This window comes from Thermoclostridium caenicola (genome assembly GCF_900142095.1).
In the GTDB taxonomy this organism is placed as follows: domain Bacteria; phylum Bacillota; class Clostridia; order DSM-8532; family DSM-8532; genus Thermoclostridium_A; species Thermoclostridium_A caenicola.
Window position 1 is genome coordinate 1 of the sequence record NZ_FQZP01000046.1, and the last position, 23,070, is coordinate 23,070.

Consider the following 23,070-nt stretch of genomic DNA (forward strand, 5'->3'; position numbering starts at 1 on the left):
TCCTTTGCTAATGTTTTTCTTTGGTTATTAAACATTTTACAATGGATTACCATGAGTTTTCTATATATTACGGCATTTTATTTTACAACTTCCCGTTTTCACCAACGGCAAGAAGGCGTTTCCCGAGGAATATGAGATGCTGCTGAACCGTATTCCGGGGGTCAGGGAATCCTTTGCCTGGGGCTACAGGGCCAAGGACGGGGATATCCAGGTCTGCGCCAAACTGGTGCTGGATGAGGAGTATTTTAAAAGCAACGGCAATCCTTCCATTGAGGCCATTGGAGAGATGATGGACGCTGAAATCCGGAAGATCAACAATACCCTTCCCAAGTACAAGATCATCCGCTACTTTGTGCTTTCCAAACAGGATTTGATCAAGACCACCACGCTGAAGATCAGGCGTTCCCACGAGCAGGAAAGGATTCAGAAGATCCTCGATGCGAAAGGTCTTGAGATGAGGAAACTGAGCAAACAGATCATTGATTAAGGATGGGCCGGGTCGAACAACAAAATAAGCATGTAAGCCATATGGCTGAGCAGCCGGAATCCTCTCTGGTTCCGGCTGTCTTTATTTCTATAGCTTGCTGCCATTCATTTGCCGGCATGGGCGAGGCCGTTGGTAAACCTGGTCCCTGAACGGTATGCTCAGTGGTCAAGGATGTATTGCGAGACTATGCCAAAATGCCCGTGAAATCGGTAAACAGGGGCAAAACATCAGCCGGGGTTTATGTGTTGGGAAGAAGAGTAAGAATTAGATATAAAATATAGTTCTGTATATGATTCTTGAATATATTGTCATAAAATGCTAAAATATCCCCAAACTCCAGTTCTGTATCGGGGGTATTCTTCATGTTCAGCCGCGTTTCGACCTGCGGTCTCACAGGTCTGGACGGCCATCTCATAGAAGTTGAAACCGATATCTCCAATGGGATACCCGCTTTTGATATTGTCGGCCTGGCCGAAACGTCGGTGAAGGAAGCCAGGGAACGGGTGCGGGCTGCGATCAAGAACTCAGGTTTCAAATTCCCGGATCAGCGGATCACCATCAATCTGGCTCCCGCAGATATCCGGAAGGACGGCACCGACTTTGATCTGCCCATCGCCATAGGGATTCTGGTGGCGGCAAAAATCATACCGGAGGAATCGGTGAGGGGGTATTTCATCTCGGGCGAACTGGCCCTCGACGGAAGCGTCCGATCCGTGCCCGGCATGCTCTGCAAGGCGATTGCGGCAAATGAGCTTCACTACAGCAAAATGATGATCCCTGCCCAAAACCTGCCGGAGGTTTCGGTAGTCAAGGGCATTGAATATTTTCCGGTCAATTCCCTGAAAGAAGCGGTGGACCATTTTTCAGGGGAGGCAGCCATCCGCCCGGCCGAGCTTCTTGAAGTCTCCGGGAAAAGCGCAATTCCCTCGGGATTGGATTATTCGGATGTGCGCGGTCAGCGGCATGCCAAGAGGGCGCTGGAAGTAGCGGCCAGCGGCGGCCATAACGTGCTCCTTATCGGAAGTCCGGGATCCGGGAAAACCATGCTGGCCAGAAGGCTTCCCACCATCCTGCCGGATCTGTCTTTCGAGGAATCCCTGGAGATCACCAAGATATACAGCGTGGCGGGTATGCTTCCACCGCACACCTCACTGATTTCCGAACGGCCTTTCCGTGCGCCACATCATACCATGAGCGCCGCGAGCCTCGTGGGAGGGGGAAGGATTCCCAAACCGGGTGAGGTCAGCCTTGCCCATCATGGCGTGCTTTTTCTGGACGAATTGCCCGAATTCGGGCGTTCTACCCTGGATATCCTGCGACAGCCCATGGAGGACGGTTTTGTGTGCATTGCCCGGATTAACTCCACCATTACTTATCCGTGCCGTTTCATGCTGGTGTCTGCCGCAAACCCCTGCAAATGCGGTTATTACGGCGATCCGGTCAAACCATGCACCTGTTCACCAAGGGAGGCCGAACGGTACCTGAGCCGTTTGAGCGGCCCGCTGATGGATCGCATCGATATCCAGATACAGGTTCCAACCCTTCAGTACCGGGACCTGGAATCCAGTAAACCCGAGGAAACCTCGGCGGAAATCAGAAAGCGGGTCAACAGGGCGCGAGCCATCCAAAAGGAGCGATACCGCGATTTGAATATATTTTGCAACGCCATGCTGACCGGCGCCATGGTCCGTGAATACTGCAAGGTGGATGAGGAAGGGACAAGGGTTATGCGGTCAGCTTTCGACAAGCTGAAACTCAGCGCCAGGGCCCATGACAGGATTCTGAAGGTAGCCCGCACCATCGCCGACCTGGAAGAAAGCCCGGTTATCCGTGCGCCGCACATCGCCGAAGCCATCCAGTACAGGTCGCTGGACAGGTCGTTCATGTCCTGGAACAGTGATTAACGTAAGTTTAGCAAGGAACCCTGTCATAAATCCGAAGCTGACGGGTTTATTCCGCAAATCAGGGGTGAAGGAATTGAACAAGCATTTGCAGGCCTGGGTTCGTCTCAATCTTGCCGAGGGGATGGGCATTTCCAGGAAACTGGAACTTCTGCGCATGCTGAAAACGCCTGAAGCGATATTCGAAATGGACAGGAAGGATTGGGACGGGCTTGGGCTTAAACCGGCCCAGGCAGAATCCCTGCTCAGTGAGGACAAGCTCAGGGAAAGCGCTGAAATCATCAGGATGTCCGAAAAAAAGGGGATAAGGATCATTCCGATGGATGATGAGGAGTATCCCGAACTGCTGCGCTATATCCAGGATCCGCCGCTGGTGCTCTATGTGAAAGGCGTGATCCCGAAAGGCCTCGGTCTTGGAATTGTGGGGTCGAGAAAGGCGACCGGTTATGGCATGAACACGGCATTTCGCCTTGCGTCCGAACTGGCGGAGGAAGGCTTTATCATCGTCAGCGGAATGGCCCGTGGCATCGATACGGCTGCCCATACCGGTGCCCTGCATGCCGGCGGGCAGACCATGGCGGTCCTTGGCTGCGGTCCCGATCAGGCGTATCCCCCGGAAAACAGAGGACTTATGGACAGGATAGCCAGAAACGGGGCGGTGATTTCCGAGTATCCGCCCGGCGTAAAGCCCCAGACCTACCATTTTCCTGTCAGAAACCGGGTCATCAGCGGCATCTGCATCGGCGTCCTGGTTGTGGAAGCCGGTCAGAAAAGCGGCTCGCTGATTACGGCCCAGGCCGCGCTGGAACAGGGACGGGAGGTTTTCGCCATACCGGGAAACATCAATCATCACACCAGCATGGGCACCAACAGGCTTATCCGGGAGGGCGCCAAGCTTGTGCTCTCCATACAGGATATCCTGGAGGAGATCCCCTGGAGCCTGTCCGCACTGCCCGTGTACCGAAAAAGTTCTGCGCCGGGTACAGAACCCTTGTCCCGGGAAGAAAGTCTCATTCTGCAAACCCTGAGGGCAGAAGATCTTTACCACGATCAGATTGCCGAACGAACAGGGGTTCCGCGACATGTTCTGTTTGCCGCGCTGCTCCAGCTTGAGATCAGGGGCCTTGTACGAAAAGACCTGACAGGCAGGTATGCCATCGTATCCGATCGGTGAATAAACCGCACTCCAGCCAAATAGAATGCAATAGAATATGCATATGACGGATGGCAGGTTTTCATGAAGGTTATATTGATCAGCAGACGGAATCTGACGGCAGTTATCGTCATTGCAGCCGCTCTGTTCTTCATCGCGGTAAACATGCTGTTTGCCAGGGATAACCTGGTCCCGGTATCGGGATCCTACAGGGTGGATATTCCCATTTACTCAGTGGAAACCGATGAGAAAAAATGCGCCATCACCTTTGACTGCGCATGGGGAGCCAGCGATATTCCCAATATCCTGGATACCCTGGACAAATACCATGCCAAGGCGACCTTTTTTATCGTGGGCCTCTGGGCGGAAAAATACCCGGATATGGTTAAACTCATAGCCGACAGGGGGCACGAAATCGCCAATCATGGCTACAGCCACCTGCATATGGCTTCCATCCCGGAAGAAAAGATCGCAGAGGAAATCACCCGTTGCACGGAAACATTGGAGAAAGTGTCGGGGCAAAAGGTCAAGCTTTTCCGGCCGCCGTACGGCGAGTATAACGCCAAAGTGGTCAGCGCTGCCAAAAAACTGGGATACCATACGATTCAATGGGATTGCGATTCCCTGGACTGGAAAAAGGACATGAGCAGAGAGAACATTTTCAACCGTGTGGTTAAGCGGACCGAAAAGGGCTCCATCATCCTGTTCCATAACGATACGCAATATACGCAGGATGTTCTTCCGGAGATCCTGGATGCCCTGACCGAGAGCGGTTTTGAATTTGTCACCGTTTCGGATCTGCTCATCAAGGGACCGTTCAGGATTCGCTATGACGGGCGGCAGGTTCCTGAAACGTGACGGGATTCCTTTGCATAAACGTCCTTAATTGCATGGTATAAAATTTGCCGTATTGAACCAGAATACCCATCAAATAACGTTCACCGCGTCCCAAACGGCGTAAAATCTTGTTTAAGGCGTGGAATATTGGGTGAATATATGATATAGGATTCAAATCAGCCGGTGGATTCTGTATAATAATAACTGATTACAGATTCTAAACGGACGGGTTGTGGAATAGCATTATAGCAGCAGCATGCAAAAAGTACCAAAGACTTTGAGAGGGGTTGGGGTATTAAATGACGCCAAACGCGGCATTGGAGAACAACTGTGTAAGTATCTCAGGTAAAGTGATTTCAAGCCCGGAGTTTAGTCATGAAGTATATGGGGAAGGTTTTTACATAACCTATGTGCAGGTTCCCCGGCTGAGTGAGACCAATGATGAGCTCCCCGTCATTTTTTCAGAGCGTCTGGTTAGTCCGGAACAGGTAAAGGTGGGCTTATACCTCTCTGTTGAAGGTCAATTCAGGTCTTACAACAATTACAGCAATAAAGGCGGACGCAAGCTGATGCTGATGGTGTTTGCCAGAGAAATTTCAATCCATGAAGAGGAGGTGACGCATAAAAACCCGAATCAGATTTACCTCAATGGTTTTGTCTGCAGAAAACCCATTTATCGCACAACGCCATTTGGAAGGGAAATCGCAGACATCCTTCTGGCCGTAAACCGGGCTTACAACAAATCTGATTACATACCCTGTATCGCCTGGGGAAGAAATGCAAGGTATGCCAGCACCCTTGAGGTGGGGGATAATCTCAAGCTTTGGGGCAGAATACAGAGCCGTGTGTATCAGAAGAAGCTGTCCGAAGATCAGGTTGAGGAACGGGTGGCTTATGAGATTTCCGTTTCCAAGATGGAGGTTGTCAAGGAAAACAACAATAAGCGGGAAGAAAAAGAAAAGGGGGATTGATACCCATGATAAAAGTTGTATGCGGTGGCAAGGGGATCGGAAAAACCAAGTATTTGATTGCTGATGCCAACAACATGCTGAATGACTGCTTAGGGGAAATTGTTTTCATCAATCATGATAATTCGCTGATGCACAGTCTCAAGCACCAAATCAGGTATGTAAACACTTCTGATTTTCCTGTCAAAGGTATCAATGAAATATTCGCGATGATTTGCGGAATTATTGCTGAAAATTATGATGTCAAAGCGATTTATATGGACGGACTGGGCAGGCATGTCCAGAATCCTGAGGAAACGGCCCAGTTTTTTGAAAAGATCAAGGAGCTTTCAGAGAAGTACAGCGTTAAATTTGTTTTTAGTATGAGTGGAGATATCAGCGGTATTCCTGATTTTGTTCAAAAGGAGTTCACCTGCTAGTCGATAGATGGGATTTACTTTCAAAGTAAATCCCTTTATAATTGAATTTGCAGGATTTGACCATACGGATTGTATCCATAATAAAAGAGGTTATTTTTATAACTTCTTTTATTATGTTTATGGCTTTGTTGCAGTTTTAGAACAGGCATTTTGGCCGTGGATGCTTCATGGCTTTTTTACTTGTCTCAAAAGACGGGGGAATGATTGTTGAACATCGCGTCGGTTGTGCTTTCGGCTGGGCTGAGAAGCTTTGACAAGTTATATGATTATATCATTCCGGACAACTTGTCGGCCTTGCCGGGTATGCGCGTCCTGGTTCCTTTCGGCGCAAAAAACAGGCTCTGTTCCGCGTGGATTGTCCAGGTGAGACAGGATGAAGCCACAAGAGCGCTCAAGGAGATTCATAGCCTCGTCGACGACTATCCTCTATTAAACCAGGAGATGCTCAAACTGAGCGAATGGATGAAAAACCGTTATCTGTGCACCTGGGGTGAAGCCATCGGTTGCATGGTTCCCGCCGGTGTGAACCTCACAAGACAAAGGATTGTCAAATCATGCATCCAGAGTCCCTCTGAAGAAATGTCGCCCATTATGGCGCGGCTCTGCGAAGCCGGAGATGAAGGCGTCCTGTATCAGGACCTGGAAAGGGAGTTTCCTGATAACCTTGAGGCCATGCTTAAGGAATTGGTTGACAAGGGGCTCGTGGAGATACGGGAGACATTCCGGCAGCGGGTCAGCCAGAAAAAGCAGCGGGCAGTATATCCGGTCATCGATCAGGCCGAGTTCATGGCCCTGTACCACGAAGGGCAGGTTAAAAGCGTTTACCAGGCCAGAGTGATGGACTTTCTCTATGAAGAAGGCATGTGTTTTCTGCAGGACCTGCTGCTCATCCCAGGTGTATCGCATGCCACCATACGCGCTATGCATAAAAAAGGATGGGTGGCCTATGAAGACGTGGATGTGGAGAGGGACCCCTTTGAAATACAGGAAAACGCATCAAACGGCATAGCACCTGTTCCCACTGAAGACCAGCAGCGCGCGCTTGATACCCTGATGCCGCTCCTTGAGGGGCATAGGCTCAATGAGGCTTTGCTCCATGGCGTAACCGGCAGCGGAAAGACAGAGGTATACATCCGGCTCATTGAGGAGGCCATCCGGCTGGGAAAAACGGCCATTGTCCTTGTTCCCGAAATATCCCTGACTCCCCAGATGGTATCAAGATTTACAAGCCGGTTCGGCAAACGCGTGGCCATACAGCACAGCAGGCTTTCCCTGGGAGAGCGTTACGACCAGTGGCAGAAGATCCGCAGGGGTGAAGTAGATGTGGTCATCGGTGTGCGTTCGGCCGTCTTTGCTCCGCTGAACAACCTGGGTATCGTCATTGTGGATGAAGAGCACGAACCAACCTACAAGTCCGAGAACAATCCCAAGTACGATGCGCGCCATGTGGCCCGGGCCAGATGCAATATCAACGGGGCGCTGCTCCTTTTAGGATCGGCAACGCCGTCGGTAGAGACCTATGCCCGTGCCAGGTCCGGCAAGATCGGCCTCATTGAAATGAAAACAAGGGCCAATACCCGGCCGCTGCCCCAGGTACGAATGGTGGACATGCGTGCCGAACTGCAGCAGGGAAATCTGAAAATGATCAGCCGCGTCCTGGAGGAAGAGCTGATACGGGTGAAAAGGAACGGTGAACAGGCGATCCTTTTCCTCAACAGGCGGGGCTATGCCTCATTCCTGCTGTGCCGGGACTGCGGGTTTGTGCTCAGATGTCCCAACTGCAGCGTTTCCATGACCTATCATCGGAATGACAGGCATGTGGTCTGTCATTACTGCGGGTATACCGTTCCGGTACCGCCAAGCTGTCCCAACTGTAGAGGCGTACATCTGAAGCCCATGGGCACAGGCACACAGCGGATTGAGGAGGAGCTTTTAAGTCATGAGGCCGGTTTTCGCGTGCTGAGAATGGATCTGGACACCACGGGAAGCAAGTATGGCTATCAGCGCATCCTTGACGCGTTTCGCACCGGGGAAGCTGATATCCTGATAGGCACCCAGATGGTGGCCAAGGGGCACGATTTTCCCAATGTGACGCTGGTTGGCATACTGGCTGCGGATGCCATGCTGTTCACGGAGGATTACCGGTCAACCGAACGCACCTTCCAACTGGTCACGCAGGCGGCAGGCCGGGCCGGAAGGGGCGAAAAACCCGGTCAGGTTATCCTGCAGGCCTACAACGTGGACAACTACGCCCTTCAGGCTGCAATGGAACAGGATTTCCACGCATTCTACAGCAGAGAGATTCCCATCAGGCAGCAGCTGGGCTACCCGCCCTTTGCCCACATCGGCATGGTCATGGTCTCCAGCACCGACAACAGCCGGGGCTGGGAGCTCATTATCAGGATCCATCAGTTTCTCATGGAGAAGTACGGGCAGACCGACCAGCTGACCATTTCCAGGCCGCTCCGGGCACCAATTTTCGTTCTCCGCAACAGGATGAGATGGCGCATCATCCTGAAGCATCCTTCAACCGGGCATTTGCTGGGTATTCTGAAGGATGTGGCGGCCATGACGGACAGGATGAAGCTGAAGGACGCCCGGGTGAGTGTGGATATCGATCCGGTAAACATGCTATAATCTTATTGTGTGTGAGAATTTTTTGATATCGGAGGATAAGAATGGCTATCAGAAATATCGTTAAGGAAGGCGATGACGTATTAAGGAAACGCAGCAAGGAAGTTAAGGAGATCAATGACAAGATACGCGAGCTCTTTGAGGATATGAAGGAAACCTTGTATGCCTGCGGAAACGGGATTGGCCTTGCGGCTCCCCAGGTGGGTATCCTGAAAAGGATGATCGTCATCGATTTGGGGGACGGTCCCATGGAAATCATCAATCCCGTCATCGTGGAACAGGAAGGGGAGCAGATAGAGATTGAAGGATGCCTGAGTATACCGGGCGTCTATGGCGAAGTGAAGCGTCCGGCGCGCGTCGTTGTGGAATACACCAATTTAAACGGCGAGAAGGTCCGCGTGGAGGGTACCGAACTGCTGGCCCGTTGCCTGAGCCACGAAATCGATCATCTGGACGGGATCCTTTTCACCGATAAGGTTATCCGATACGTTGACGTAGAAGAGGAAAAGTGACATGAAAATCATCTTTATGGGAACACCGGATTTTGCGGTTCCAAGCCTGAAGGCTCTGATTGAAAGCCACTACGATGTCATCTGCGTGGTAACCCAGAAGGACAAGCCGAAGGGCAGGGGCTATAAGGTGGTACCTACCCCTGTCAAGGAATACGCCATGTCCCAGGGGATTATGGTTTTACAGCCCGAAAGGCTTTCCAGGGAACCTGAGACCATAGAGAAAATACGGGAGCTGAACCCGGATCTGATTGTGACCTGCGCTTTCGGTCAGATCCTGCCCGACAGCCTGCTGGCCATACCCAGGTACGGGACCATCAATGTGCATGGATCTTTGCTGCCCAAGTACCGGGGAGCTGCGCCCATCCAATGGGCTGTGATCAACGGCGAAACCAAAACCGGCATTACCACCATGCTGACCGATTCCGGACTGGATACCGGGGATATGCTCCTGAAGGCCGAGATAGATATTCCTGACGACATGACAGCAGGAGAATTGCACGACAGGATGTCGTTACTTGGCGCAGAGACGCTTATCAAAACGCTCAAAAAGCTTGAGGAAGGCACCCTCGTGCCTGTTCCGCAGGATGACAGCCAGGCTACGCTGGCACCGCGGATAACCAGGGACACGGGTCGGATAGACTGGTCGGCCTCCGCACGGAATATTCATAATCTGATACGGGGAACAACTCCCTGGCCGGGTGCATTTGCCTTTCTTGACGGTCAGAAGGTCAGGATATGGCGCTCAGCTGTCGGAGAGGACCGTTCGGATACAGGCGAAAAGCCTGATCCGGGAACCATTATCGGCCTTGACAAGGAAGCCATGACGGTGCAGGCAGGAGAAGGAATCGTCAGGGTATTTGAGATACAGGTTGAATCCAACAAGCGCATGACCCCGTATCAATACAGTCTGGGCCATGAATTGAAGATAGGGATGAAGTTGACGCCATATGAAGCGGAATAGTAAAAGATGCAATATATTCACAGGGGTTGCGGCACTCATTCTGGCGCTCTCATGTCTGATGGTTTCATGCGGCATGAACAGCCAGCCGGCCGCCACAACCCCTCCGGCAGCTTCCGGGGACGCCACGGCTTTGCCCGGAGAACATAATGACGGTATGCCGGATCCGGCAGATCCATCAGAAAAAATGATCCAGGAAATGATGGCGGACATGACCCTTGAGGAAAAAGTCGGCCAGATGTTTTTCCTGGCCTACCGGAAAAACGCAGACGGTGATAAGGTCCAGAAAATGGACGATACCCTTGAGGAAATCCTTTCGACATATCGACCGGGAGGATTTGCCCTTTTTGCAGATAACCTTGACAGCATCGAGCAGACGGTATCCTTCATTGAGGCACTTCAGGCCGGCTCGAAAATCCCCATGTTCATATCGGTTGATGAAGAAGGCGGGATTGTTTCCCGCCTGAATAAGGCACCCAAACTCCATTCAACTGTCATGCCGGAGGCCTACACCATCGGGCTGACAAAAAGACCCGAGTATGCCTATGCGGCCGCCAGGGCAATCGCCTCCGAAATCCTGAGCCTGGGCTTCAACATGGACTTTGCCCCCGTGGCCGATATCTATTCAAATCCCGCCAACAAAGTCATCGGGAAGCGGGCATACGGTACAGAGCCCGAACTGGTATCGGGCATGGTCAGCCAGGCGGTTGCAGGATTTATAGACGGGCAGGTTATTCCTGTTCTGAAGCATTTCCCCGGGCATGGTGATACCCTGGAAGACACCCATACCGGGGCGGCCCTGGTGGAGCACGATCTCGAAAGGCTGACCAGCTTTGAGCTGCTGCCCTTTCAGGAGGGCATTGCGGCAGGCGCAGATGCGGTGATGATAGCGCATATCCTGTTGCCAAACCTGATGGAAGAACCGGTCCCGGCCACCTTGTCGAAGGAGGTGGTGACCGGATTGTTAAGGGAGAAGCTGAAATTCGATGGTGTGGTCATCACCGACGCCATGGAAATGAGCGCAGTCTCTGCCTATTATGACGATGATGAGGCAGCGGTTATGGCTGTTTTGGCCGGTGTTGACATGATCCTGATGCCCCAGTCCACAGAAAAGGCCTACCGTGCCATTCTGGCCGCAGTAAAGGATGGTCAGATTTCCGAGGAAAGAATTGATGAATCCGTATACAGGATTCTTCGGATGAAAGCCAAATACGGTATACTGGACAACAATCTGGTACGCCCTGATCCGGAAAAGATCCTGGGCAGCCCGGAACACCAGGCCCTGGCCGATGCGATCCGGGAAGCTGCCGAACAGCAGGACTGACATCCCGGTAAGAAACTGTTTTCTTACGGTTTGTGATATCTGAAAGGTTGAATGCTTGATGAAAATGCTGCTTCATATCTGCTGCGCGCCCTGTGCGGTGGCCATCGTGGAAAAATTCCTGTCGGAACGTGACATGGAATTGACCGGCCTTTATTTCAATCCCAACATCCATCCCAGGGAAGAGTTTGATAAGCGGAAAGCGTCGGTCATCGCCATGGCAGAGGATTACGGTGTACCGGTTGCCTTAAATGAACTGAACCAACTGGATCATTGGCAAAACAGCCTTACGGCGGAAAAGCCCGGGCGCTGTGCCTACTGCTATGCGGTCAGGCTTGAGGAAGCGGCCCGGTATGCCCGTGAAACTGAGCATGATGTCTTTACAACAAGTCTTCTTATCAGCCCGTACCAGGATCATGATCTGATTGTGCGCACAGCCAAAAAGGCGGCAGCACGTCATGGCGTCAGGTTCTATTACGAGGATTTCAGGCCTTTGTACCGGGCTGGTCGTGAACGGGCCAGGGGAAAGCACTGGTACATGCAAAAATATTGCGGCTGCATTTATTCCTATACTGAATCCGATCACCCCAAAAAGCCGATATATTTTACAGAAAACAATCTGTAACAATCCTGTATAGGGATTGACTTATTTCGACGGCATCATGCGTGGTAAACTATACCTGTACGAAAGAAAAGCTTCGAGGGGTGCGAAGAATGAAGAAAATCCTGTCATCGTGTCTTTTTGCCGCTCTCGTCATCCTGTTTGCGGCCGCATTCATCCTCAATGCCCAGGCGGCCGGGATGGAGAAAAACATTTCGGGATCGGTCACAAAACTGGCCTATCAGCAGTCCGGCAATACGGAAGAAATCAGGATTTACACGTCTCATGCCAATATCCTCAGGCAATTTGTCCTGGAGCCAAATTCAGACTGTAAAAACTACAGGATCGGGATAGAAATAACCGATGCCGTAATTCAGCAAAACGGTGCCTTTGACATTAACCAGGGCTCCGTTTATCAGATCCGTTATGCCAACAAGCAAAATCCGCAGGCTGCAAGCATTGTGATTGAAACCACAAAAAAGCCTGATTATACGATTAAGCCTTCCGGCGACGGCAAGTATCTTTCCGTCATCCTCAACGGCAGTGTTTCCGGACAGCCTGCCCAGAGCCCTGCGCCTGGTGCGACATCCGGCAAGCCGGCTTCAACCTCTTCACCCGCAACGACGGTTCCTGCTTCAAACAGCCAGGGAACCGGCACGTTGGGTCCGGTTTCGGTGACCGTGCAGGGGAATACCTGCCTGGTAAGGTTTGAGGGGATCAACCTCAACACAGCCTTTGGCAACACGGGCAAGAAACCTGCCATTGAACTGCGGGAGAAGGAAAAGATCCTGCAGGTCACGCTGCCGGGTCAGGACAGCCGGTTCTCCGAGGGGTTCATTCCCGGCAACAGTGTGGTTTACGGCGTCCTGGTAAGCTACAACAAGGAACTGAACAGCACCATCATCCGCATCGTGTTTGATGATGCCGTCACCTATACCCATGAGATATCCGGAAGCAGCTCCGTGCTGAAAATAAACCGCGGAAGTTCGGGCAATACGGGCAGCACCGGAAACACAGGGGTAACGAGTCCGACAACCACGCCTGCGCCTGCTGCCACAAATCCGCCTCAAACCGGCAATGATACCAGCCGGAGCGACAGCAGCAGAGCTTTGGTAAACGCCAGTTTCTCCGGCAATTCAGTCACCATTACGGCGGCAAGCACCAGCGGATACAGAATCTATACGGCCGGTGATCCGTCGCGGATAGTCATTGAGGTGCCGGGCACCGTTTCGCCCGGAGAAAAGACCATGGGTTCCGGCGCTCTCTACCAGAAGGCAGTTTTGTCCCAAATGAATGCTTCAACAGCCAGGATCGAGCTTTATGCCTGGGAGCTGCCCCAGTGGACGGTGGACGAAAGCGCCACGGGCCTTAAAGTAAACCTGAACCGCAGCGGCGCGGCCAATATCCAGGCTGGGGATGGCGATGATGTAGCCCTGAAGCTCATCGGTACCAATATTGTTGGAAAGTACAGGAAATATGCCGACAAAATCATAGCTGAAAATGATGTAAAAAATAACGCGTATGCCTTCATGTTCCCTGCGGATCTCATCGATCTGGGACAGGGCAGCGTCAATATCAATAACGCGCTGATCAGCACGGTGACCACGCTGACAACGCCGTCCAGTTCCTTCCTCAAGATTGAAAAGAAGGATGCCACCAAGGAGTTCAGCATCGTTGAAGGCTCATCTTCAAACGAACTCCTGATAGTGGCCAAATCCGGTTCGGAGACGCCCTCCAAGGTACCGGCCAGCAACAATACGGGAATTGTGGGCAACATCAATATCAGAAATCCGCAGAGTTCTGCCAGGGGCAAGCTGGTGGTCCTGGACGCCGGGCACGGCGGAAGCGATCCGGGTGCGGAATTCAGCGGCTACCTGGAAAAAGACTTCAACCTGGACATCACGCTGAAGCTGGAGGCCATCCTGAAACAGAAAGGGATCAATGTAAAAATGACCCGGAGTACCGATGTGTTTGTCGGACTCGAAGAACGGGCCGAAATGGCCAACAGCTGGGGAGCCGACCTGTTCGTCAGCATCCACAACAATTCCATGCACGAAGGCATGAAGGGATCCATGACCTTCTACTATCCCACAAGCTATAAGGGAAAGACATACGCCAGGATGATCCTTGACAACATGTACGACAAACTGAACATGGGTGCCATGGGAAGCAGCGGTCTCAGGAGCGCAAACTATGTGGTACTCAGGCAAACCAAGATGCCTGCGGTCCTGGTGGAGGTTGCGTGCATGTCCCATCCCGATGATCTGAACCTGCTGAAAAGCGAAGCCTTCAGGCAGAAAACTGCCGAAGTCCTGGCAGACAGCATCATTCAGATACTGAATCAAATGTAAAATGTAAATCAGGTAAACGTCCTGTACAGGATGATGCCCTGAAAGCGGATCATGTAATCAATAAAGCCACACGGCAGGTATGATTCCATAAAAAAGAATGGGTTTCCTTGCGGCTGAAGCCGTGCGGAAACCTTTTTGCTGTAAAAGACATCCATCGATTATGCTGGATAACCCGACATACATATGATAACATTAATGAATAGAAATTTTGATGGGGATGGAATGTGTATGGAAAGCAGCAGATATGACGGACGAAGAAACGATGAAATGAGAAAGGTCACAATAACGCGCGATTATACGAAGTATGCGGAAGGCTCGGTATTGATTGAACTTGGGGAGACCAAGGTCATCTGTACCGCTTCAGTTGATGATAAAGTACCGCCTTTCAAGAAGGGAACCGGAGAAGGCTGGGTGACAGCCGAATACGATATGCTGCCGCGTTCCACGGCTACCAGGAACAACAGGGACAGGAACAACCTCAAGATCAACGGCCGGTCCAATGAGATTCAAAGGCTGATCGGAAGGGCCCTGCGTTCGGTTGTTGATTTCAAGACGCTGGGCGAAAGAACCATTATCATCGATTGTGATGTAATTCAGGCCGACGGCGGCACGAGATCCGCTGCCATCACCGGCGGATTCGTGGCGCTCATGGATGCCTGCAGCTATCTGGTCAATGCCAATATCATTCCGGAGATACCCATCCGGGACTTCGTGGCGGCCATCAGCGTGGGCTATGTGGATGACCGGGAACTTCTGGATCTCTGCTATTACGAGGATTCACGCGCAATCGTGGACATGAATGTGGTGATGACATCCACGGGCAAGCTCATCGAAGTGCAGGCGACAGGGGAGGAAGCTCCCTTTGACAGAAAGGTCCTGGATCATATGCTGGACCTGGCAGAAAAGGGGATCAACGAGCTGGTCGCCATACAAAAGCAGGTACTATTGTCCAGGTGATTGGAGGATAAGGTTGAAAACACTGATTGTTGCAACGAAAAACAAGGGTAAGCTGCGGGAGATCAGGGAGCTCCTGGAAGGAACGGCATACGAGATCCTGTCCATGGCTGAGGCGGGATTTGATCAGGATATTGTGGAGGATGGCGAAACCTTTGAAGAGAATGCCCTCATTAAGGCGAGAGCCATCCACAGAATTACCGGCGGCATTGTTCTGGCGGACGACAGCGGATTGGAGGTTGATTTCCTCAACCAGGCTCCGGGAATCTATACCGCCCGTTTCCTGGGGGAACATGCCCAGGATGTCGATCGCTGCCGCGGGTTGCTGAGCCTTTTGGATGGCGTATCCGATCCCTACCGGAAGGCACGGTTTGTCTGCTCAGCCGCCATTGTCTCCGGGGAAGGCGAGATGACCGTCAGGGGTGCCCTGGAAGGGGAAATAGCCCTGCAGGCTGCCGGAACCAACGGTTTCGGTTATGATCCGATCTTCTGGGTGCCTGAGTACGGAAAAACTCTGGCTCAACTGGATTCTGAAACCAAGAACCGGATCAGCCACAGGGGTAAGGCCTTCCGAAAAGTTGCGGAGTATTTGAAGCAAATGCTCTGAGCGTTGAAGTTACGCAAGAAAAAATGTTCATGAAGGTTGGCGCGTACAGATGAAGCTGTTCATCGTCATCAGTGATTCTCATGGAAATATGGGAAGCCTGAAACGAATCATCAGCCAGTATCCCCATATCCCGTCCATTATTCACCTGGGCGACTATTACAGGGATGCAGTGGCGCTGAAACAATTGTATCCGGACAAGGAATACTATATGGTGCCGGGAAATTGCGATTACCTGGTCTCGAATGCATCCGCAGAGCTGATCCTGGAGGTTGAAGGCCTACGGGTTCTTTTAACCCACGGCAACAGGTACAGTGTCAAGAGCGGGCTGCAGAGACTGCGGGCAAAAGCGTTGCAGGACAGGCTGGATGTTGTATTGTTCGGGCATACCCACATCCCGGTGATTGACAAAACGGGCGGATGCCTGCTGGTTAATCCCGGCAGCGCGGGTTATCCCCGAATCGCCGGTCCTTCAACATACGCCCTTCTTGAAATCGGAAACGGTATGGCAGAAGCGCGCATTATGGAGGTACCATGATATACTTTGACAACAGTGCAACAACAAAACCCTATAAAGAAGTCGTAGACCTGGTTGCCAAAATCTCCTACGAGGAATTTGGCAATCCCGCTTCATTGCATTCTTTCGGTATGCGGGCAGAAAGAATACTGGAGCAATCGCGAAAACAGCTGGCCGAAACGCTGAAGGCCGATCCTGAAGAAATTATCTTCACTTCAGGAGGAACCGAGTCCATCAATATGGCTATCAAAGGCACCGCCGAGGCGATGAAGCGATCCGGGAAGCATATCCTCTCTACACCCATCGAGCATCCAGCAGCCCTCGAATCCCTGAAGGTGCTGGAAGAGATGGGCTTTACAGTGGAAATGCTGAACGTGGACGACAAGGGACGCATCGATCCTGAGGAGCTGAAAAGGAAGATCCGCAAGGATACCATCCTGGTCAACATCATGATGGTGAACAATGAAACCGGCGTGATACAGCCCGTTGCTGAAGCCGCACAAATCATTAAATCGGTCAACCCCAAAACGGTCTTCCATGTGGATGCTGTTCAGGCCTACGGGAAGCTTCCCATCGATACCAGGAAACTGAAGGCGGATATCATCTCCTTCAGCGCCCATAAAATTCATGGTCCGCGGGGGGTGGGCATGATGTACCTGAGGCATGGCACAAAGATACGCCCCATCCTGACGGGCGGCGGCCAGGAAAAGCAGTATCGTTCCGGAACCGTCAATGTGCCGGGCATAGCCGGCTTTGCCTGCGCGGCTGTGAGGAAGACCAGTCAGATGGAAGAGGATAACCGGACCATCAGACAGGTCAGGGAAAGGCTTATCGCCGAACTGAAAAGCAGGATGCCCGACCAGATCCGGATAAATTCGCCCGAGGACGGCCTGCCGGGAATCCTGAGCATATCCTTCCGGTCGGTTAAGTCCGAGGTGATACTCCATGCCCTGGAACAGCATGAGATCTATGTTTCCAGCGGTTCAGCCTGCAGTTCGAAGAAAAACAGCATCAGCCATGTGATCAAGGCTTTAAACATCCCTGCGCCCTGGTCAGACGGCACCATACGCTTCAGCTTCTGCGGGGAGAACAATGAAGAGGAAGCCACAGCCTGCGCACAGGCCCTGCAGGAGATCCTGAACACGTACGCGTTGTCAAAATAAATAAAGGATAACCAAAGCAAAGAAGGTATGCAGATGATGGAGAAAGTGATTCTGGTACGGTATGAAGAGATTTTTCTGAAAAGATCCAACAGGAACGTGTTTGAAAACAGGCTCATCAGGAATATCAGGCAGCGCCTGGAGAGTCTGGGAAATATCCGGGTCACCTGTTCCCAGAGCCGGATTTACATCGAAATTCCCGATGAGGATTTTGACCTGGTGGAAGCAGTAGAGCGACTGAAAAAGGTGTTTGGCATCGCTTCCCTAAGCATCGTTCACAAGGTTCCCACCGATTATGAAATCATCAAGACCTCGGCGGTGAGCATTGTGGCTGATCTCCTGTCCAGGTACCATTACAGGACGTTCAAGGTGGAATCCAAGCGGGCCGACAAATCATTCCCTCTAAATTCCCCGCAGCTTTCCGCCGATTTGGGCGCCCATATTCTCAGGAATTTCCCGCGCCTGAAGGTGGATGTGAGGAATCCGGATTTCGTGTTCTATATCGAGGTGCGTGAATCAACCTATCTCTATTCCGAGATCATCCCCGCAGCCAAGGGATTGCCCACAGGAACAGGAGGCCGGGCAACCCTGCTCCTTTCCGGGGGCATCGACAGTCCGGTTGCCGGATGGATGATCGCCAAGCGGGGCGTGGAAGTGGATGCGGTATATTTCCACAGCCCGCCATACACCAGTGAACGGGCCCGTGAAAAGGTCGTACGGCTTTCGGAAATCCTGTCTGAATGGACCATGGGCATGCGGCTTTATGTGGCTCCCTTCACGGAGATCCAGATGGCCATCCATCAGAAATGTCCTCAGGAATACCTGACCATCATCATGCGGCGTTACATGATGAAGATTGCCGAACGGATTGCCCGCAACAATGGATCTCTTGCGCTTATAACCGGTGAAGCCATCGGCCAGGTGGCCAGCCAGACCATGGAAAGCCTGCTGGTGACCAATTCGGCAGTCAGCCTACCGGTTTACCGGCCGCTCATTGGTATGGACAAGAACGAGGTGGTCAGCATCGCCAGGCATATCGGCACCTATGATACTTCCATCCTGCCCTACGAAGACTGCTGCACCATTTTTGTGGCCAGGCATCCGGCAACGCGCCCCTCGCTTGAAAAAACCCTGGATTATGAATCGGTACTGGATGAGGAGCAGCTGATTGCCAAAGCGCTGGAACAGATGGAGACCATCATCGTGTAACCCGGCGTTCGCCCGCAGAATGTTAGGTCATCTCCCAAGGTGGTATATATGATAGAGCAGCCCGACTTACCGCATACGGAACGGTTGCGCCGGAAATGAAAATTGGGGAGATGAAGTGTTTGAACCAATTACAGCCTACATACGAAACCGCAATAAAATGCCCGGCATGTGATAAAGAGTTTGAAATTACCAAGGTGAGAAGCCGTGCCGTAAAGCTTGTGAGGCAGGATACCGACTTTTGCCCATATTATGAGGGAATCAACCCGCTCTATTACGAGGCGGTCGTGTGTTCGCACTGCGGCTACGCTGCCCATATCACGTCCATTAATGCGCTGAACCGCATCGAAAAGCGAAGAATACAGGACCACATCACCAAAAAATGGACGCCGAGGAGCTTCAGCGGGCAACGGACATGGGATAAAGCCCTGGAAGCCTTCAAGCTTGTGCTTCTGAACCTGAATGTGCGGGAGGCTGTTCATTCTGAGATCGCAAAAATCTGCATGCGCATCGCGTGGCTCTATCGATATGCCGGGGATAATGAACTTGAACAATGCTACCTGAACCATGCCCTGAACAGTTATATCCGGGCTTACGAAGAAGAAGATCTTGTCCAGTCCAAAGTGGATCCCTTCACCATGCTGTTCATCATCGGGGAGCTCTGTTGCAGAACCGGAAAGACTGACGACAGTCTCCATTGGTTCAGCAGGCTGATTAAGGAAAATTCCGATCCCAGGAACAAGGGGAAGATACCCGGAAGGCTGATAGAAACCACCAGGGACAGGGTTCACGAGCTCAGGCATAATGCGGATAAAGAAGTGGGAGGGTAAGCACAGGATGCTGAAGATTGGCAAGCTTTCCAACCAACAGCTTGAGCGAATACTGACCCGCTTTTCCGGAAAGCTGAGAAACGAGGTGCTGACCAGGCCCTGCATCGGGGAAGACTGTGCTGCTCTGGATTTCGGCGGGCAGCTTTGCGTTGTGACAACCGATCCCATAACCGGCGCGGAAAGCGATATCGGAACCCTTGCTGTACATATTGCCTGCAACGATTTGGCTTCCAGCGGGGCAGAACCCGTTGGGCTCATGGTTACCCTGCTGGTTCCGCCCGGAGCCGGGTTAAATCAAATTGAAGAGGTCATGAGCCAAATCAAAAAGGAAGCCGATCTGGTCAATGCCGATATCATCGGGGGACATACCGAGGTGACCGATGCGGTGACCCGTATGGTGGTCAGCATCACAGCCCTCGGAAAGGCGAGGGAGAACCGCGTTGTGACAACCTCGGGCGCCCAACCGGGCGACGATATCGTTATGACCAAGTATGCGGCAACGGAAGGCACGGCCATTCTGGCCAACCTGCTCGGTGATTTCCTGGAACCCAGAATCGGCAGGGAGACTGTAGCCAGGGCGCAGCAGCTGATCGGTTCCATCAGCGTTCTGAAGGAAGGGCTTATTGCGGCCGACTATGGGGCCACAAGCATGCATGATATCACCGAAGGCGGCGTCCTGGGCGCCGTATGGGAGCTGTGCCATGCATCTTGCTGCGGCGCTATTATCTATAAAGAGAATATCCCTTTATTGGATGAAACAAGGAAGATCTGCGCATGCCTTGGCCTTGACCCGTTGAGGCTTATCTCCAGCGGAAGCATGCTGATCACCTGCAGGGACGGTAACGGCCTTGTGGAAGAGCTTCAGGAAGCGGGTATCCGTTCCTGCATCATCGGAAATATTACCCGCGATAAACAGTGCATGCTTGCCGATGGGGGAAATATGGTAAAGATCGATCCACCTGAGTCCGATGAATTATACAAAGCCAGAAAGCTGTTCCTGGAGGGTGAATGATGGGGATTGATCAGGCGGCCGGATTCCAGGTGTTTGTGGGGATATGCCTTTTCGTATTGGGACTTTGCATCGGTTCCTTCCTGAATGTCTGCATATACCGCATCCCCCTGAAGCAATCGGTCATTTCCCCGCCTTCCCATTGCCCAAACTGCAACACACGGCTGACTGCGGCGGATATGATCCCTGTCGTGAGCTATATCCTGTTGCGCGGCCGCTGCCGTTACTGCAAAGCTGGCATCCCGGTGCGCTATCCGCTGGTGGAACTGCTGACCGGTATGGTCTATCTTATCCTATATATAAGATACGGTTTTTCGGTGGAAACACTGGCCCTTCTCTATCTTTTCTCCATTCTTCTGGCAGTGCTGTTCATCGATCTTGACCACATGATCATTCCCAACGGCCTTGTCCTTTTAGGAATGGCCGGAGGAGCACTGACGACGGTCTACAACCTTTTCGTTCCCTTCTCGCTTTACCAGCCTTCAAAATGGTATACCCCGCTGATTGGAATGGTTTCGGCATCGGGCATCCTGTTTGCCGTCGCCCTGATCGGCCTTTTGATCTATGGAAATGACGGTGCTATGGGAATGGGGGATGTGAAGCTGTTTATTCCCATCGGCATGTTCCTGGGGTGGAAGCTGGCCCTTTTGTCCCTCTTTTTAGCTGTCATGCTTGGGGGTATAACCAGCATCTTTCTTCTTATTTCCCGAATTGTCAAAAGAAAATCGGCCATTCCGTTTGGTCCTTTTATTGTTGCAGGTACCTTTATTGCGACTTTGTTCGGAAATTCGATAATTTCTTGGTATTTTGCCCAAATCTGAAGCCCCAATTTCACAAAATTATAGTAAAATACTTATATACCCGTTTTTTCAGACTGGTATTCAGAGTCTATTTATGTATAATAGATATGTATAATCATTTTTTACCTGTTACATTTGCAAAAATATATAAAAGGGGATTTGGATTATGCCTGGAAAATCCGGTAAGAATTCTGCTGTCAGACAATTTCTGGAGAAAAACAAGTCATTGGCTTTCCTGCTTCCCTTACTCGTCATCCTGATTGTCGTCCTGATCATCGTCTACTCCGGGAACAGCGATATGCCGGCATCATCCGACGTAACCGTATCGCCTTCACCAGGTACTCCTGTAAACCTCAATGACAAAACGCGCGCTGATATTCTGCCCCAGACCGAAAGACCATCCGAGGAACTGAACTGGGAAGAAATCAGGCAGGATCCTTTTGCAGCGCCCATGAAGCTTACTGGTATCCTGCGCTATCCGGATGATCGGACAAAAGCCATCATTGAGTATTCCGGCGCCGGTTTTATCGTCAGAAAGAATGATTACATCGGAAAATCCCCCTGGAAAGTCACTGAAATTTATGAAACCAGCGTCATGCTGGAAGCTGACGGAAAAAGCCAGCTTCTTGAACTGGAGCCGGGTTCCGCCGGAAGATCTGCCAATGCCGAGTACATAAACCCGGATCCCGGAACCATGACCATACGCCTTGCAGAAACAGATATCCGGGATGTCATTTCGGCGCTTGTCCTGGATTTGGGATATAATGTGGTTTACCTGAACAACACAGTTATTGTCGAGCGCTTCGACGGGACGAACCTCCCTCCGCTTGAAGCATTGGCTCTTCTGCTGAAATCGGAAGGGCTGGATTACATACAGGACGGCAATACCATGATTGTCGGTTCATCTGATACATTGAATACCGTCTTTTTCGACAGCATGGTGCTGACCCGTTTCTCTTTGAACTATGTGGATGCCCGTACCATTTCCTCACAGATAGAAAACCTGAAACTGCCGGTAACCAAGATTACGTTGGATACCAACCCCAACGCCATATGGGTCCAGGGTCTTCCGAGGGAACTGGGTAAAGTCCGCGAGCTGATTGCCATGCTGGACAAGCCTGAGAACGTATCCTCTGCCGTCAGCGTTTCAAAGGTCACAGCCATCAACCTGACCTATATCACTGCCCGTCAGATGAATGATATTCTCAGGGGAGTCGGTCTGCAAACCGGTCTTTACCTTGAATCCAATCCCAAGCTCCTGTACGTTTACGCCGATGAGAACCAGCTGGCTCAGATCATGGAGCTGAAGAGCAAACTGGATATTCCCGAAAACCAGACCGGCACCGACTTCATCGTATCCATGAAAAAGCTGACCTATATCAAGGCCAAGGAAGTCGTGCCCATTGTCTACGAACTGGGACTCGGCGTGGATGTGATCACCTTTGACAGGACCGCCAGGGCCGTCTGGCTCAAGGGGGATGAGGCAGCCGTCAACCGGGTGTCTTCCATTATCGATATGATCGATATCCAGCAGAACATTGACAATAACCGCTTCTTCATCAAGAAGCTCAAGAATATATCAGCCCTTGAAGCGGATTACAGACTGAAGTTGTTGGGAATCCCCGAAATCAAGACATATACCTTCAGTTATCCTCAGTTCTCAAAGTGCATCCTGGTGGTCTGCCCCGAGGATTACAAGATCTTTGTCATGGATCATCTGAACCAGTTTGATGTAGTGGCGGACAAAATCAAGGATTAAGTCTATATAATGGTGTAAAAAGGAGTTGAGCCAAAGCTCATACCTCGGTAAAATATAGTTGCTAAACAAATACCAAACCGAGGAGGATG

21 protein-coding genes are annotated in these 23,070 nt (G+C 51.6%); all 21 read left to right on the forward strand.

What is annotated here, in order from left to right; translation table 11 throughout:
• Window positions 1-136 precede the first annotated feature (136 nt).
• The 21 genes from F3H12_RS10590 (at window position 137) to F3H12_RS10690 (ending at window position 22,981) form a co-directional block, all read left to right on the forward strand.
• Window positions 137-487: a long-chain fatty acid--CoA ligase gene (locus F3H12_RS10590; protein WP_149679294.1), complete on the forward strand. Its 351-nt coding sequence runs from the start codon at window positions 137-139 to the stop codon at window positions 485-487.
• Window positions 488-849: 362 nt separating this feature from the next.
• On the forward strand, window positions 850-2,391 hold the full coding sequence (locus F3H12_RS10595; protein ID WP_149679295.1) for a YifB family Mg chelatase-like AAA ATPase: 1,542 nt from the start codon (window positions 850-852) through the stop codon (window positions 2,389-2,391).
• Between the two features lie 73 nt (window positions 2,392-2,464).
• A complete protein-coding gene (gene dprA / locus F3H12_RS10600) occupies window positions 2,465-3,562 on the forward strand; it encodes a DNA-processing protein DprA (protein WP_149679296.1) in 1,098 nt (365 codons plus the stop codon).
• A 63-nt stretch (window positions 3,563-3,625) separates the two neighbouring features.
• Window positions 3,626-4,399: a polysaccharide deacetylase family protein gene (locus tag F3H12_RS10605; protein WP_149679297.1), complete on the forward strand. Its 774-nt coding sequence runs from the start codon at window positions 3,626-3,628 to the stop codon at window positions 4,397-4,399.
• Window positions 4,400-4,677: 278 nt separating this feature from the next.
• Complete coding sequence (locus F3H12_RS10610; protein ID WP_149679298.1) at window positions 4,678-5,349, forward strand: single-stranded DNA-binding protein; 672 nt, start codon at window positions 4,678-4,680, stop codon at window positions 5,347-5,349.
• 5 nt (window positions 5,350-5,354) lie between these two features.
• A complete protein-coding gene (locus tag F3H12_RS10615; RefSeq protein ID WP_149679299.1) occupies window positions 5,355-5,765 on the forward strand; it encodes a hypothetical protein in 411 nt (136 codons plus the stop codon).
• 204 nt (window positions 5,766-5,969) lie between these two features.
• Window positions 5,970-8,402 carry a primosomal protein N' gene (gene priA, locus F3H12_RS10620; RefSeq protein ID WP_149679300.1) on the forward strand — a complete coding sequence of 811 codons (2,433 nt, stop codon included), beginning with the start codon at window positions 5,970-5,972 and terminating at the stop codon, window positions 8,400-8,402.
• Window positions 8,403-8,443: 41 nt separating this feature from the next.
• On the forward strand, window positions 8,444-8,911 hold the full coding sequence (gene def / locus F3H12_RS10625) for a peptide deformylase (protein ID WP_149679301.1): 468 nt from the start codon (window positions 8,444-8,446) through the stop codon (window positions 8,909-8,911).
• Window position 8,912: 1 nt separating this feature from the next.
• Window positions 8,913-9,872: a methionyl-tRNA formyltransferase gene (gene fmt / locus F3H12_RS10630; protein ID WP_149679302.1), complete on the forward strand. Its 960-nt coding sequence runs from the start codon at window positions 8,913-8,915 to the stop codon at window positions 9,870-9,872.
• Window positions 9,859-11,193, forward strand: a complete 1,335-nt coding sequence (locus tag F3H12_RS10635) for a glycoside hydrolase family 3 protein (protein WP_149679303.1) — start codon at window positions 9,859-9,861, stop codon at window positions 11,191-11,193. The genes fmt and F3H12_RS10635 overlap by 14 nt, the downstream gene beginning before the upstream one ends.
• A 58-nt stretch (window positions 11,194-11,251) precedes the next feature.
• Window positions 11,252-11,815, forward strand: coding sequence for an epoxyqueuosine reductase QueH (locus F3H12_RS10640; RefSeq protein ID WP_149679304.1), 564 nt, complete (start codon window positions 11,252-11,254; stop codon window positions 11,813-11,815).
• 89 nt (window positions 11,816-11,904) lie between these two features.
• Window positions 11,905-14,142, forward strand: coding sequence for an N-acetylmuramoyl-L-alanine amidase (locus F3H12_RS10645; protein WP_149679305.1), 2,238 nt, complete (start codon window positions 11,905-11,907; stop codon window positions 14,140-14,142).
• Window positions 14,143-14,370: 228 nt separating this feature from the next.
• Window positions 14,371-15,099, forward strand: coding sequence for a ribonuclease PH (rph, locus tag F3H12_RS10650; RefSeq protein ID WP_149679306.1), 729 nt, complete (start codon window positions 14,371-14,373; stop codon window positions 15,097-15,099).
• 13 nt (window positions 15,100-15,112) lie between these two features.
• Window positions 15,113-15,703, forward strand: coding sequence for an XTP/dITP diphosphatase (locus F3H12_RS10655; RefSeq protein ID WP_149679307.1), 591 nt, complete (start codon window positions 15,113-15,115; stop codon window positions 15,701-15,703).
• Between the two features lie 49 nt (window positions 15,704-15,752).
• Window positions 15,753-16,238: a metallophosphoesterase gene (locus tag F3H12_RS10660; protein ID WP_149679308.1), complete on the forward strand. Its 486-nt coding sequence runs from the start codon at window positions 15,753-15,755 to the stop codon at window positions 16,236-16,238.
• The gene (locus F3H12_RS10665) at window positions 16,235-17,380 is read left to right on the forward strand and encodes a cysteine desulfurase family protein (RefSeq protein ID WP_149679309.1); all 1,146 of its coding nucleotides are present in this window, start codon (window positions 16,235-16,237) and stop codon (window positions 17,378-17,380) included. The genes F3H12_RS10660 and F3H12_RS10665 overlap by 4 nt, the downstream gene beginning before the upstream one ends.
• Before the next feature lie 33 nt (window positions 17,381-17,413).
• Window positions 17,414-18,586: a tRNA uracil 4-sulfurtransferase ThiI gene (gene thiI, locus F3H12_RS10670; protein WP_479694076.1), complete on the forward strand. Its 1,173-nt coding sequence runs from the start codon at window positions 17,414-17,416 to the stop codon at window positions 18,584-18,586.
• 119 nt (window positions 18,587-18,705) lie between these two features.
• Window positions 18,706-19,413: a DUF2225 domain-containing protein gene (locus F3H12_RS10675; RefSeq protein WP_188118493.1), complete on the forward strand. Its 708-nt coding sequence runs from the start codon at window positions 18,706-18,708 to the stop codon at window positions 19,411-19,413.
• A gap of 7 nt (window positions 19,414-19,420) precedes the next feature.
• The gene (locus F3H12_RS10680) at window positions 19,421-20,425 is read left to right on the forward strand and encodes an AIR synthase family protein (protein WP_243133270.1); all 1,005 of its coding nucleotides are present in this window, start codon (window positions 19,421-19,423) and stop codon (window positions 20,423-20,425) included.
• Window positions 20,422-21,243, forward strand: a complete 822-nt coding sequence (locus tag F3H12_RS10685) for a prepilin peptidase (protein ID WP_149679311.1) — start codon at window positions 20,422-20,424, stop codon at window positions 21,241-21,243. The genes F3H12_RS10680 and F3H12_RS10685 overlap by 4 nt, the downstream gene beginning before the upstream one ends.
• A gap of 145 nt (window positions 21,244-21,388) precedes the next feature.
• Entirely contained in the window at window positions 21,389-22,981 is a 1,593-nt protein-coding gene (locus tag F3H12_RS10690; protein ID WP_149679312.1) for a secretin N-terminal domain-containing protein, read from the forward strand.
• Window positions 22,982-23,070: the final 89 nt, after the last annotated feature.